The sequence below is a fragment of the Mesorhizobium sp. B2-3-10 genome, from assembly GCF_006442275.1.
Classification (GTDB): Bacteria; Pseudomonadota; Alphaproteobacteria; order Rhizobiales; family Rhizobiaceae; genus Mesorhizobium; species Mesorhizobium australicum.
This window is the reverse complement of the sequence record NZ_VFVT01000002.1, coordinates 574657-587834: the sequence shown is the minus strand read 5'-3', so window position 1 is coordinate 587834 and position 13178 is coordinate 574657. Positions and strand designations below refer to the sequence as shown.

10 protein-coding genes are annotated in these 13178 nt (G+C 63.9%); 7 read left to right on the top strand and 3 right to left on the bottom strand.

Annotated features, from left to right (window positions below):
• Positions 1-75 precede the first annotated feature (75 nt).
• Positions 76-2052: a TadE/TadG family type IV pilus assembly protein gene (locus FJ943_RS09505; RefSeq protein ID WP_181174524.1), complete on the bottom strand. Its 1977-nt coding sequence runs from the start codon at positions 2050-2052 to the stop codon at positions 76-78.
• A 258-nt stretch (positions 2053-2310) separates the two neighbouring features.
• On the opposite strand from FJ943_RS09505, the gene FJ943_RS09500 reads away from it, so the two are divergent.
• Together FJ943_RS09500 and FJ943_RS09495 are read left to right on the top strand one after the other, a co-directional pair.
• Positions 2311-3171 carry a TIGR01459 family HAD-type hydrolase gene (locus FJ943_RS09500; RefSeq protein ID WP_140720939.1) on the top strand — a complete coding sequence of 287 codons (861 nt, stop codon included), beginning with the start codon at positions 2311-2313 and terminating at the stop codon, positions 3169-3171.
• Between the two features lie 6 nt (positions 3172-3177).
• The gene (locus FJ943_RS09495) at positions 3178-4158 is read left to right on the top strand and encodes a bifunctional riboflavin kinase/FAD synthetase (RefSeq protein WP_140721023.1); all 981 of its coding nucleotides are present in this window, start codon (positions 3178-3180) and stop codon (positions 4156-4158) included.
• A 29-nt stretch (positions 4159-4187) separates the two neighbouring features.
• Here FJ943_RS09495 and FJ943_RS09490 read toward each other — a convergent pair whose 3' ends face one another.
• Positions 4188-4742: an HdeD family acid-resistance protein gene (locus FJ943_RS09490; protein ID WP_015318363.1), complete on the bottom strand. Its 555-nt coding sequence runs from the start codon at positions 4740-4742 to the stop codon at positions 4188-4190.
• A gap of 188 nt (positions 4743-4930) precedes the next feature.
• Here FJ943_RS09490 and FJ943_RS09485 point away from each other — a divergent pair, with 188 nt between their 5' ends.
• The 3 genes from FJ943_RS09485 (at position 4931) to FJ943_RS09475 (ending at position 9889) form a co-directional block, all read left to right on the top strand.
• The gene (locus FJ943_RS09485; protein ID WP_140720936.1) at positions 4931-5743 is read left to right on the top strand and encodes a MipA/OmpV family protein; all 813 of its coding nucleotides are present in this window, start codon (positions 4931-4933) and stop codon (positions 5741-5743) included.
• A 284-nt stretch (positions 5744-6027) separates the two neighbouring features.
• The gene (gene ileS / locus FJ943_RS09480; RefSeq protein ID WP_140720933.1) at positions 6028-9012 is read left to right on the top strand and encodes an isoleucine--tRNA ligase; all 2985 of its coding nucleotides are present in this window, start codon (positions 6028-6030) and stop codon (positions 9010-9012) included.
• Between the two features lie 205 nt (positions 9013-9217).
• Positions 9218-9889: a hypothetical protein gene (locus FJ943_RS09475; RefSeq protein ID WP_015318360.1), complete on the top strand. Its 672-nt coding sequence runs from the start codon at positions 9218-9220 to the stop codon at positions 9887-9889.
• A 34-nt stretch (positions 9890-9923) separates the two neighbouring features.
• On the opposite strand, the gene FJ943_RS09470 is transcribed toward FJ943_RS09475, so the two are convergent.
• Entirely contained in the window at positions 9924-10373 is a 450-nt protein-coding gene (locus tag FJ943_RS09470) for a nucleoside deaminase (RefSeq protein WP_041163474.1), read from the bottom strand.
• Between the two features lie 181 nt (positions 10374-10554).
• Between FJ943_RS09470 and FJ943_RS09465 the strand changes: the two genes are divergently transcribed.
• The gene (locus FJ943_RS09465; RefSeq protein ID WP_140720930.1) at positions 10555-12567 is read left to right on the top strand and encodes a pseudouridine synthase; all 2013 of its coding nucleotides are present in this window, start codon (positions 10555-10557) and stop codon (positions 12565-12567) included.
• Positions 12564-13118 carry a 16S rRNA (guanine(966)-N(2))-methyltransferase RsmD gene (gene rsmD, locus FJ943_RS09460; RefSeq protein ID WP_015318357.1) on the top strand — a complete coding sequence of 185 codons (555 nt, stop codon included), beginning with the start codon at positions 12564-12566 and terminating at the stop codon, positions 13116-13118. Before FJ943_RS09465 ends, rsmD begins: the two co-directional genes overlap by 4 nt.
• The last annotated feature ends 60 nt before the right edge of the window (positions 13119-13178 follow it).

Sequence of the window (13178 nt, the reverse complement as noted above, 5' to 3'; positions counted from 1 at the left end):
AATCTGTGCCTGTCACGGCAGCCGCCCGCAAGGGCTTGACGGCGCCGGGCGTTGCGCCAGGGGAAGGAACTCGGGTTAGCCGACGACGCGCAGGTTCGACAGCTCGTTGCCGATTTCCTTGAAATCGTTTGCCAGGCTGGCGCCGGTCGCATTCCAGAACAGCTTCGCCGGTTTGCTCGGATCCGTCGCATCCTTGCGGAAGCGTGAATTCGACGAGCAGGATTTCAGCGCATCGATCGCCAGCTTGTCGCTGGCCTTGGTCGTCGACAGATCGAGCGCCACCGTCATCACCATGATGTTGGCTGCCTTGGCGTTGTTGCAGAGCGTGGCCATCTGCTCGTTGAGGGCATTGGTGTAGTTGCCGTTCGAATAGTCGAACTGACCGATGGCGCTCGATGTGCCCATGAACAGGCGGCCGACCGAGGTGCCGTTGTAGCCGGGGTTGAGGTAGCCGAAGGACGCATAGGTCGATTTCGAATTGGCGGGGTCGGAATAGCCCAGCGAGGATGGCGTATAATAGGTGTTGGCGCCGTCGGTCAGCACGATCACCACCTTGTCGTTGCCTCTTTCGGCTTCCGGGCGCCCTTGCGTGAACGGCTCTCCGCTCGAGACCACCCGCCAGCCCCAGGCCATGCCCTCGGGAACATTGGTGCCGCCATTCGGCTGCATCAGGTCGATCGCCGCCTTGATCGAGGTGAGCCCGTCGGCGACGCTGACATCGGTCAGCGGCGTGATCGGGTTGGTGGTGCAGCTGTAATTCGGCCCGTTGCCGGCAGGCAGTGCCGGCGCATCGATCGGCCGCGGCTGGAAATATTTGGCCATGTTGCGCAGCCGCGATTGGCCGCTGCTGCTTGATGGATCGTCGTTCCACCAGCTGTTGATGGCACCATAAGTTACCGGTGCGGCCTCGTCGGGGTCCTGGGTGAGTTTCCAGTGATTGCCGGGTTCGTCGGGCGCGAACATCGGCACGAACATCGTTGCCGGATCGCCGACGCCGATGCCGGTGTTGGCCGAGCCACCGGACGGCGTGGCGTCGTTGATATTGTAAGGGTAGGGCCGTGCCTCGACGCAGCCTTGCCAACTGGCGAACGGACCGTAGGAGTCGACATAGTCATATTCGTTGTGGCTGCTTTTGCAGGTGTTGTTCGAATTGTATGCGTCGCAGACCACGCGCTTGCTATTGACGATACGCTCGTGGTTGGTGACGACCTTCATGTCGCGATAAAGCGAAAACCGGGTCAGCATCTGGCCTTCCTCGGTTCCCCAGCCGGTGCCGCGCTTGTACCAGATGCCGTTGGTCTGCTGGGCGTATTTGTTGGCGCCGTTCAGCGTCGACCAGTCGAAATTCTCGTTCGATACCGGCGACAGACCCTCGGTGTCCATCCACGAGGCGTTGCCGTTGCCGGGGCCGACATTGACGGAGGCGGCAAAGGGCACGAGGCCGAATTGCACCGGCCTGTCGACCTGCTTGATCATCGCGGCCTGCTGGGCAAGCGTGTCGACCAGTTGCTTGGCCGCTGTTTTGAGCAGATCGATGCGCATTTGTCCTGAGCCGGTGCCGGGCGTGACCATCGATCCGGAATTGTCGAGCACCAAGGCAACCTCCAGCGTATTTTTCAGCCGTACTTCCGAGCATGCAGTGAAACCGATATCGGTTTCGCCGGTGCCGCCGAGCAGTATCTTCGCCGTCGGCAGGAAATAAGGATCGTAGGTCAAGGTGCTGCAAATCTTCATTGTTCCGCCGCCAGCGGTGCTGCTGGGCAATGTGAGATTGAGCGTCGCCTTGGCGGGATCGATGCTGTTCAAATTGGCGTTGAAAAAGTCGAACGCGTAGGCTCTCAGCTGATCGTCGGTGGCGCCTTCCGTCAGCCGGCGGGCCGTGGCGAAGTTGGCGGCGTCGAGCGCGTTCATCACCATCTGCTTTTCACGGTTCATTTCCGTGAAATCGACGGCGATCGCCAGGCCGCCCATCAGCGGCACCATCGCCACAGCCGTCATGAGAGCATAGTTGCCGCGCCTGTCGCGGCGGAACTGACGCCAGATTTCAAACATGCTTGCAGCAGCCCCCGCCGACGGATTCTCGGCCGGCGCCAGCTTTCCACAAAACGCTGAAGGACGGGTTTGGGAAACCGCTCTATTGCTTGGTCGGCGCTTCACCAACCGCTAACCAATCAAGGCCGCGGCTTGCGCCGCAATTCGCGCCGATCAAGGCGAAAGCTGGTGACAGCATGGGCTGGTTCGGATAATTCGAACCGGCCGCGGGGAACCGTCGGCCGCTGTAACCGCAACGATCACACTGAAGGAAACGGCATGGCGGATTCGCCTGAAATCGTCGGCTCGCTCGAAGACGTCTCGAAAGCCTATTCGGCAATTCTTTGCGATGTCTGGGGGGTGGTGCACAATGGCGAATGGCATTTTCCGGCTGCCGCGGCTGCGCTGGCAGCGGCAAGGGCGGACGGCACTCCTGTCGTTCTGATCACCAATTCGCCGCGCCGCAGCGCCGATGTCGTGGCGCAGATGAGCGTGATCGGCGTTCCGCCATCAGCCTATGACCGTGTGGTGACCTCGGGCGACGTGACCCGTGATCTGATCGCGGAGGGCCCGCGCAAGGTCTTCCACATCGGCGCCGACCGCGATCTGACCCTTTATGACGGCCTCGATGTCGAACTCGTCGAGGAGTTCGAGGCCACCGGTGTGGTGTGCACCGGACTGTTCGACGACGAGGTCGAAAAACCCGATGACTATACGGAACTGCTGCGCCGGTTGCGCGCCAGGAATCTGCCGTTCATCTGCGCCAATCCCGATATCATGGTGGAACGAGGCGAACGGATCATCTGGTGCGCCGGCGCGCTCGCGCGCGACTACGCGCAGCTCGGCGGTCGCACGCTGATCGCCGGAAAACCCTACGCGCCGATTTACGAGGTCGCGATGAAGGAGGTGGCCGAGATCCTCGGCCGGTCGGTTGAGCGTTCGCGAATACTGGCAATCGGCGACGGCATGATGACCGACGTCAAGGGCGCTGCCGACAATGGTTTCGACGTCCTCTATGTCTCTGGCGGCATTCATGCCCGCGACTATGGCGATCCATCCCGGCCGGATCCGGCAAAGCTCGGGCTCTTCCTGGAGCGGCACGGCTATCGTCCGGTGGCCGTGATCGCAAGACTGCAGTAGGTGGCAATGGTCGCGTTCCAGCATCTTACGACAACCGCGCCGCTGCCCGCCGATCTGCGAGGGGGCGTGGTCGCGATCGGCAATTTCGATGGCGTCCACCGCGGCCATCAATCCGTGCTCGAACGGGCATTGGCGGAGGCCGTGCGGCGTGGCGTACCGGCCTTGGTGCTGACCTTCGAACCGCACCCGCGAACGGTTTTCAGGCCTGATCTGCCGCTTTTCGTGCTGACGCCGCCGCCGATGAAGGCGCGCCTCCTGTCGCTGCTGGGCTTTGCCGCGCTCGTCGAGCAGCCGTTCACGCGCGACTTCGCCTCGCTGTCGGCGGAAGCCTTCGTCACCAATGTGCTGGAGAGTGCGCTGGGCATTACCCATGCCGTGACCGGTTTCGATTTCCATTTCGGCAAGGACCGCCAGGGCGGGCCGGCTTATCTGATGGCTGCCGGCGAGCGCCACGGCTTCGGTGTCACCCTTGTCGACGCCTTTCGCGACGAAGGCGCCGAGGTGGTTTCGTCGAGCCGCATCCGTGCCTTGCTTTGCAAGGGCGAGGTGGCCGAGGCCGCCGGTCTGCTTGGCTATCGCTTTACGGTGGAAAGCGAGGTTGTCGGCGGCCAGCAGCTCGGGCGAACACTCGGCTTTCCCACAGCCAATATGAGGCTTCCGGCGGAAGCCACGCTCAAGGAAGGGATCTACGCCGTCCGCTTCCGTCGCGCGGACGGTACGCTGCACGACGGCGTCGCCAGCTTTGGCCGCCGCCCGACCGTCGACGACAATGGCGCGCCGCTCCTGGAAACCTTCGTCTTCGATTTTTCCGGCGATCTCTATGGCGAGACTTGCGAGGTGTCGTTCTTCGGCTTCCTGCGCAGCGAGATCAAGTTCGACGGGCTCGACGCATTGGTCGTGCAGATGAAGCGCGATGAAGCCGAGGCCCGCGCGCTGCTTGGCGGCGTCAAGCCGCTCTCCGGCCTGGACGCCGCGGTGGCGTTCTGAAGCATGATCCCGAAAGGGGAAACGAGTTCCTATTTCTTCAACGCAAGACCGACGGCGATGAAGGTCCAGCCCTGGAAGATCAGGTCGATCGCCAGGAACAGTCCGAGCACCCACAGGCTGTTGACCGGCCAGCCCATGGCGATGATCAGGCCCGCGAGCACGCTGATGACGCCCGCCGCGACAATCCAGCCCCAGCCGCGCTCCGGACGGTGGCTGTAGCCGACCCAGGCCCGCAGCGCGCCGGAAGCTACGAGCGCGATGGCCAGCAGGAAGGTCAGCACCGCCGAGGCGAGCAGCGGATTGTCGAAAGCGAAGAACCCTGCGACCGCATAAAGCAGTCCGCTGAGCAGCCAGTAGAAGAAGCGGCCCCAGGTCTTGACCCCGAAAGCATGCATGATCTCGATGATGCCGGCCACCAGCATCAGCCATCCGACAACGTAGACGGAAGCCACCGTGGCGATGAACAGATTGCCGAAGGCTACACCGCCGAGGATCAGCAGCACCACGCCCAGACCGACGAACCATCCCCATTTGTCACGCGTCCGGCCGATCGCGTTCTTCAGAGTATCGCCGTGCAAGGTCATGTCGCCACCTCCATAGAGGACCGCCAGCATGCAGGGAGGTTACCCTCGGCGCCGACCCGCGTCCAGCCGATGGCGGGCGCGATGGTGCAGGCAATGCGCGCTGGATGTCTCGCCCTTAAATCAAATTTTACCAAAGCCTCGTCAAAGCTGTCGCCGCAGGGCAGTTGTATCGTGTTAGTGGAGTGACCATGAGTCAGGTCGGGAAGATTTCTGTAGCCGTGGCTACTGTCGTGCTCGCCATGTCAGGCGCGGCCGAAGCCGGTGATGGCGCTTTCGGCTGGCTGTCCGGCGACTGGTATCTGACGGTCGGCGCGACCGGCCTGGTGGCGCCCAATTTCGAAGGCGGCAAGAAATACATGCTGAGCGCCCAGCCCATCATTTCGCTGGGCAAGGCCGGCCCCGCTGCTCGCTTCACCTCGCGCAACGACAATATTTCGCTGGCGCTTGTCGACGATGGCGGCGTCCGTGCCGGCCTGACCGGCAAGTTCCTGTTCTCGCGCGACGACGGCGATGCCGACGAACTCAGGGGGCTCGACCCGGTCCGCTGGGGCGGCGAGGTCGGCGGCTTCTTCGAATTCTATCCGACGGACTGGATGCGCGCGCGTGCCGAATTGCGGCATGGCATCCGAGCCCATAACGGCTTTGTCGCCGACATCGCCGCCGATGCATTCTACGATGTGACGCCAACCGTCAGGATTTCAGGTGGTCCGCGCGTGTCGTTCGCCTCGGCGAACTATTTCGATGCCTATTACGGTGTCAACGCGCAGGAAGCCGTGGCCTCGGGCTTGAGCCAGTACAATCCCGGCGGCGGCCTGAAATCCGTCGGCCTCGGTGGCGCGGTGACCTGGAAGGTGACCGATCCGATGACTGCCAGCCTGTTTGGCGAATATTCGCGCCTGGAGGGTCCGGCCGCCGATTCCAGCCTGGTCAGGGAGCGTGGCGACCGCAACCAGTTCATGGTCGGCGTGTCGACCACCTACCGCTTCGACTTCAAGATGTAAGCGAATCGAACGAGACGCTTTATTCCTGCGCTCTTCTCCGCTAAAAGCCCAGCAATGACGAGCTTTTTGCGCCTTCACGCGCCAACGATACGAATTACCAGCCCGGTGTTCCCAGCAGCCTGAAGGCTGTAGGAGCCGCCGGGAATATTGCGCGCGGCCTCTCGCGCTTTTCCAGATCATCAAAGCATGTCGCCCCGAGTGGGCCCCGTTTTTGGGAACGGCATGCGTGTAAAATAGAGTTTCACGCCGCAAGCCACGTGGCCCGGCATGCACATGGCAGACCAATGACCGACGAAACCCAATCGAAGATCGACTATTCGAAGACCCTTTATCTGCCGCAGACGGAGTTTCCGATGCGCGCCGGCCTGCCCGAGAAGGAGCCGGTGCTGGTCAAGCGCTGGCAGGACATGGACCTCTACCGCAAGCTGCGCGAGAGCGCGGCGGGGCGTACAAAATACGTGCTGCATGACGGCCCGCCCTACGCCAACGGCAACATCCATATCGGCCACGCGCTGAACAAGATCCTCAAGGACGTCATCACCCGCTCATTCCAGATGCGCGGCTATGACTCGAACTATGTGCCCGGCTGGGACTGTCACGGCCTGCCGATCGAATGGAAGATCGAGGAACAATACCGCGCCAAGGGCAAGAACAAGGACGAGGTGCCGGTCAACGAATTCCGCCAGGAATGCCGTGAATTCGCCGCGCACTGGATCTCGGTGCAGGGTGGAGAGTTCCAGCGTCTCGGTGTCATCGGCGACTTCAAGAACCCTTATACGACCATGGCCTTCCACGCCGAGTCGCGCATCGCCGGTGAATTGTTGAAGTTCGCCATGTCCGGCCAGCTCTACCGTGGTTCCAAGCCGGTGATGTGGAGCGTCGTCGAGCGGACTGCGCTCGCCGAGGCCGAGATCGAGTACCAGGACTACGAGTCAGACACGATCTGGGCGAAGTTTCCGGTGGCCAATCTCGTCGTCGCCAGTGTGGTGGACGGGCAGCCGGCGGAGCTCGATCCGGACCTGAGCGGTCGGTCGCTTGACCTGCTGGATGCTCATGTCGTCATCTGGACGACGACGCCGTGGACCATCCCGGGCAATCGCGCCGTCAGCTATTCGCCGCGTGTCGCCTACGGCCTCTACGAGGTGACGGCGGCCGAGAATGCGTTTGGCCCGCAGCCAGGCGAGAAGCTGATCTTTGCCGATGCGCTGGCAGAGGAAAGCCAGGCCAAGGCCAAGGTCACCTTGAAGCGTCTTCACGGCATCAGCGCCGAACAGCTTGGAAATCTTGTGCTTTCGCATCCCTTCAAGGGCCTCGGTGGCGGCTATGAATTCCCGGTTGCGATGATTGCCGGCGACCATGTCACCGACGATGCCGGCACCGGCTTCGTGCACACCGCTCCCGGCCATGGCCGGGAGGACTTTGATGCCTGGATGGACGCCGCGCCCGCGCTGCGCCAACGTGGCATCGACACCGAAATCCCGTTCACCGTCGACGATGCCGGCTTCTTCACCAAGGACGCGCCGGGCCTCGGCCCTGACCGCGAAGGCGGAGCCGCGCGCGTGATCGACGACAATGGCAAGAAGGGCAACGCCAACCAGGCGGTCATCGATGAGCTGATCAAGCGCAATGCGCTGTTCGCGCGCGGCCGGCTGAAGCACAGCTACCCGCATTCATGGCGTTCGAAGAAGCCGGTCATCTTCCGCAACACGCCGCAATGGTTCGTCTACATGGACAAGGACCTCGGCGACGGCACCACGCTGCGGGGCCGCGCGCTGAAGGCCATCGACGAGACGCGCTTTGTCCCGGCCGCCGGCCAGAACCGCATTCGCGCCATGATCGAGGAGCGCCCGGACTGGGTGCTGTCGCGCCAGCGCGCCTGGGGCGTGCCGATCGCCGTCTTCGCCGACGAGGATGGCAATGTGCTGAAGGATGAGGCCGTCAACCGCCGCATCATGGACGCCTTCGAGGCGGAAGGCGCCGACGCCTGGTTCGCGCCCGGCGCCAAGGAGCGCTTCCTCGGCAATCACGATGCCTCCAAATGGAAGCAGGTGATGGACATTCTCGACGTCTGGTTCGATTCGGGCTCGACACATGTCTTCACCTTGGAAGACCGGCCCGACCTGAAGTGGCCGGCCGACGTCTATCTCGAAGGCTCCGACCAGCATCGCGGCTGGTTCCACTCCTCGCTGCTCGAAAGTTGCGGCACCAGGGGCAGGGCGCCTTACGACACCGTCGTCACCCATGGCTTCACCATGGACGAGGATGGGCGCAAGATGTCGAAATCGCTCGGCAACACGGTCGTGCCGCAGGATGTGATCAAGCAGTCCGGCGCCGATATCCTGCGGCTCTGGGTGGTGACGACCGACTATTGGGAAGACCAGCGCCTCGGCAAGAACGTGCTGCAGACCAACATCGACGCCTATCGCAAGCTGCGCAACACCATACGCTGGATGCTGGGCACGCTCGCCCATGACGATGGTGAGGTCGTTCCCCTGGAGACGATGCCGGAGCTTGAGCGGCTGATGCTGCACCGGCTGGCCGAACTCGACGAGGTCGTACGCCAGGGCTACGACGCCTTCGAGTTCAAGCGCATCACGCGCGCACTGCTCGATTTCATGGTGGTCGAGCTGTCGGCCTTCTATTTCGATATCCGCAAGGACGCGCTCTACTGCGACGGCCCGTCGAGCGTGAAGCGCAAGGCCTCGGTCCAGGTGGTGCGCCATCTCTTCGATTGCCTGGTGAAATGGCTGGCGCCGATGCTGCCCTTCACCATGGAGGAGGCGTGGCTCGAGCGTCATCCCGATGCGATGTCGGTGCATCTCGACCAGTTCCCGCAAATCCCGGCGGGTTGGAGGAACGAGGCGCTGGCGGAGAAATGGCGCAAGGTCAGGCAGGTGCGCCGCGTCGTCACCGGCGCGCTCGAGATTGCGCGTGCCCAGAAGGTGATCGGCTCCTCGCTGGAGGCCGTCCCTGTGGTCACGATCAACGATGCGGCGCTCGAGGCGGCGATATCGGACGTCGACATGGCTGAAATGGCCATCACCAGCGATCTCGTCATTGCCCATGGCGAGGCCTCGCGAACCGCCTTCGCCCTCGATGATGTCAAGGGCGTTGCCGTGGTCGTCGAGAAAGCGCAGGATCGCGGCCTGGTCAAATGCGCGCGTTCCTGGCGCTACACCGCCGATGTCGGGCAGGATTCCGAGTTTCCGGATGTTTCGGCACGGGATGCCGCGGTGCTGCACGAACTGAAAGCGGTGGGAAGGCTCTAGTGCCTGTCGCCCAAAGAAGTGCACAAATGCCACGCCGCGCGGGTGCAAACCCGCCCGTGCGTTGCCCTTAACGAGCGGTTGAGGTAAACACGCGAAACTCCGGCAGACAAATTGTCGCCGGATTTCCGTCGCAAGTGCTTGCACGATGGGGACCGGACACAAGGCCGGTGCGATCGAGAGGTTGTCTAGAGTGGGACTTTTTGGCATGACCGAAAGATATAACGCGCGCCTTGCGCTGCTGGCGCCGCTTGTCGCATCGGGCCTCGCTTTGTCCGGCTGCATGGGCTCTCCGACCTACGGCACCGACAAGACCGCCGCCGAGCAACTGGCCGGCGATCTTACAGGCGCCGTTTCCTTCGCGCCGAAGCGCAAGGACCCGATCGACTACAAGCCGCGTCCCACCCTGGTGAAGCCGGCACCTGGCCAGAAGGAAGCGCTGCCTGCCCCGCAGGAAAGCATCCAGACGGCAAACGCCGGTTGGCCCGAATCGCCCGAGCAGCGCCGCGCGCGCCTGCGCGCCGACGCCACCGCACACCAGAATGATCCGGCCTACCAGTCGGAGATCGTCGATGACGTGCAGACGGATCCGGCTTCGGTGAAAAGGGCGATGGAGGAATCAGGATCCAGCCACCCGCCGGCGTGGAAACCCGCCGATTCCGACAAGGGCCGCGCCGCCGAGATCCAGCGCCGCCTTGCCGAGAGCAAGCAGGGCGATCCGAACACGCGTAAATACCTCAGCGAGCCGCCATTGGCCTACCGTGTCGCCTCCGATGCCGCGCCGCAGAACGAACTCGGCGAAGACGAGTACAAGAAAGAACGCGCTCTCAAGGCAAAGGCCGAGGGCAAGAAGGGCGGCTGGTTCGACTGGTTGCAGTAAGAACAAGTCGCGCAGGTCTTGCGGCGGCCTTGGCTCAGTCTCGACGTCCCCTGAAAAAATCCTTCAGCAGCAGGCCTGCTTCGGTCTCGGCCATGCCCGGATAGATGTCGGGCGTGTGGTGGCAGGTCGGAGAGGCGAAGAAGCGCACGCCGTTGACGACGGCGCCGCCCTTTTCGTCGGCCGCGCCAAAATAGAGACGGCGCAGCCTGGCGAAGGAGATTGCCCCGGCGCACATGGCGCAGGGCTCCAGCGTGACATAGAGATCGTGGCCGGTGAGCCGCTCGCTCGAGAGTTTGCCGCAGGCTTCACGGATCACCAGCATCTCGGCATGGGCCGTCGGGTCCGCAAGCTCGCGCGTGCGGTTGCCTGCACTGGCAATAACCGCGCCGCCATTGGCGATGACCGCGCCGACCGGCACTTCGCCACGCAAGGCTGCCGCTTCGGCCTCTTTTAGCGCCAGGGCCATGAAATCCGGCCTCTTCAAGGGGTTTGTCTTCCCATTATATCCTCGCCACCCGGCGGTGATCCTGTTATGGAGCGCATCAACCCGAAAAATCGGACTCGATTTTCGGAAATGATCATGCGCCAAATCAAAAGTGCTACAGCGTTCGTTGCGCGCCGAACGGATGCGCCACGCTGTAGCAGCGCAAACGGACAAAGGCCACATGGACGACAACGACAAGAAATCTCCGCGCAAAGCCGGCCCGGGCAGGAGTGGCCCGAAATCGGCAGGTGCACGTGGCCGCGATGCCGGCAAGGGCGGGAAGCCGTCCTTTGCTGCGAAAAAACCTTATGCGCCACGTGGCGATCGGCCGATGGCCGCCGACGGCGACCGGCCGAAGCGGGACTTCAAGGGCGGCGACAGGCCATTCAGCAAGGGACCGCGCCCCGAAGGCAAGCCTTATGAAAAGCGCGAAGGCACGCGCAAGCCCTACGCGCCGCGCGGCGACCGCCCGATGGCAGCCGAAGGCGAACGCAAGCCTTATGAAAAGCGGGAGGGACCACGCAAGCCCTACGCGCCGCGCGGCGACCGCCCGATGGCAGCCGAAGGCGAACGCAAGCCTTATGAGAAGCGCGAGGGACCACGCAAGCCCTACGCGCCGCGTGGCGACCGTCCGGTTTCTGCATCGGCGGAGGGCGGTGAAAAGCGCTTCGACCGTCCCAAGCGTGATTTCGGAGATCGTCCGAAGCGGGATTTCGCTGACCGTCCAAAGCGTGACTTTGGCGGCGACAGACCCAAGCGTGATTTCGGTGATCGGTCGCAAGGCGCGTCTGGCGGCGGCTTCAAGCCGCGCTCGCGGCCTGCCGAAGCAACGGAAGAAGCCGGCGAGCGCATCGCCAAGCGGCTGGCACGCGCCGGGCTCGCCTCGCGCCGCGACGCCGAGGAGTTGATCGCCGCCGGCCGCGTCAAGGTCAATGGCAAGGTGCTGGCCTCGCCGGCGTTCAACGTCATGCCCAATGACATCATCCATCTCGATGGCATGGAAATCCCGCCGATCGAACGCACGCGCCTGTTCCTGTTCCACAAGCCGGCCGGCGTCGTCACCACCAACCGCGATCCGGAAGGGCGCAAGACTGTCTTCGACGTGCTGCCCGCCGAACTGCCGCGGCTGATGACCATCGGCCGCCTCGATATCAACACCGAAGGCCTGCTGCTGCTGACCAATGATGGCGGCCTGTCGCGCGTACTCGAACTGCCGGCCACTGGCTGGTTGCGCCGCTACCGCGTGCGCGTTCATGGCAAGGTCGAGGAAAGCGCGCTCGCCGGCCTGCGCGAAGGCATTGCCGTCGACGGCGTCTTCTACGGCGCCATCGAAGCCAGCTTGGATCGCGAGCAGGGCTCCAACGCCTGGCTGACGATCGGTCTGCGCGAGGGCAAGAACCGTGAAGTCAAGAACATCCTCGGCGCGCTCGGCCTCGACGTCACGCGGCTGATCCGCATCTCCTACGGTCCGTTCCAGCTCGAGGATCTCGCCGAGGGCCATGTTCTGGAGATCAAGGGCCGGGTGCTGCGCGACCAGCTCGGCGAGCGCCTGGTCGAGGAATCCGGCGCCAATTTCGACGCCGAGATAACAAAACCGTTTTCCAATCAGCCGGTGCGGCGTACCGAAGTCCGAGAAGTCGAGCCCGAACGGCCGAAGTTTACGCGAGACGGCGAGCGCCGGCCGATCGGCGAGGGTGGGCTGATCAAGAACCGCAAACGCCGGGAAGGCAGCCGCGACGAGGCGCTCGGCAAACTGTCGACGAGCCCCGACAGGGGTGAGAGACAAGAAAAGAGCTTCGGCGATCGCGGTCCGCGACCGGAGCGCGGTGGCTTTGGCGATAAGCCGCGTGGAAGTTTTGGCGACAAGCCGCGCGGTGGATTCGGTGACAAGCCTCGCGGCGGCGGCAAGAAACCCGAGCGCGAGCAACGGCCGATCGAGCCGCCCGGCCAGCGCAAGGCCAATGTCTGGATGGCGCCGGGAGCCCGGCCGATCGGCAAGGGCAGGGCGGAGGCCGATGCGGCCAAGGCGGCCGAGAACAAGGCACGCAAGGCCTCGTTCAAGCCGTCTTATGGCAAGCCCGCCGGCAAGCCAGGTGGCGCGAAACCGTTCGGCAAGCCGCGTGGCGAGCGTCCAGGAGGCGCCGGTGGCGGCGAGCGGCCGCGCGGCGGCCCCAAGGGCCCCCGGACAAGATGAGAATCGTCGGCGGTGAGTTTCGCGGGCGTCCGCTGGCGACGCCCCGCAGCAGCGCCATCCGCCCGACGACCGATCGCACCCGCGAGGCCGTCTTCAACGTTCTGGCGCATCGCTTTGCCGGGCAACTGGACGGCGCGCGCGTGCTCGACCTGTTCGCTGGCACCGGCGCGCTTGGCCTGGAAGCCCTGTCGCGCGGGGCATCCTATGGCGTCTTCATCGAGGAATCGGCCGAGGGCCGTGGTCTGATCCGCGACAATGTCGAAGCCTTCGGCCTGACCGGACGCACCAAGATCTTCCGCCGCGACGCAACCGGCCTTGGCGAGGCGGGCACGCTGGCGCCGTTCGGCCTGGTCTTTGCCGATCCGCCCTATGGCAAGGGCCTTGGCGAGCTAGCCCTGCGGTCGGCCCAGGCCGGCGGCTGGCTGCGGCCAGGCGCACTCTGTGTGGTCGAGGAGACGGCGGTGGTTCCCTTCGAGCCAGGCCCGGGCTTTTCCGTGCTTGATGAGCGCAACTATGGCGAGACCGTGATCCGCTTCATCGAAGCTGCCTGAGAGGCCTGCTTTCAGCCGTGGCCTCTTTGCCGCCGCCTTTGCCGGCAACATGACCAACAA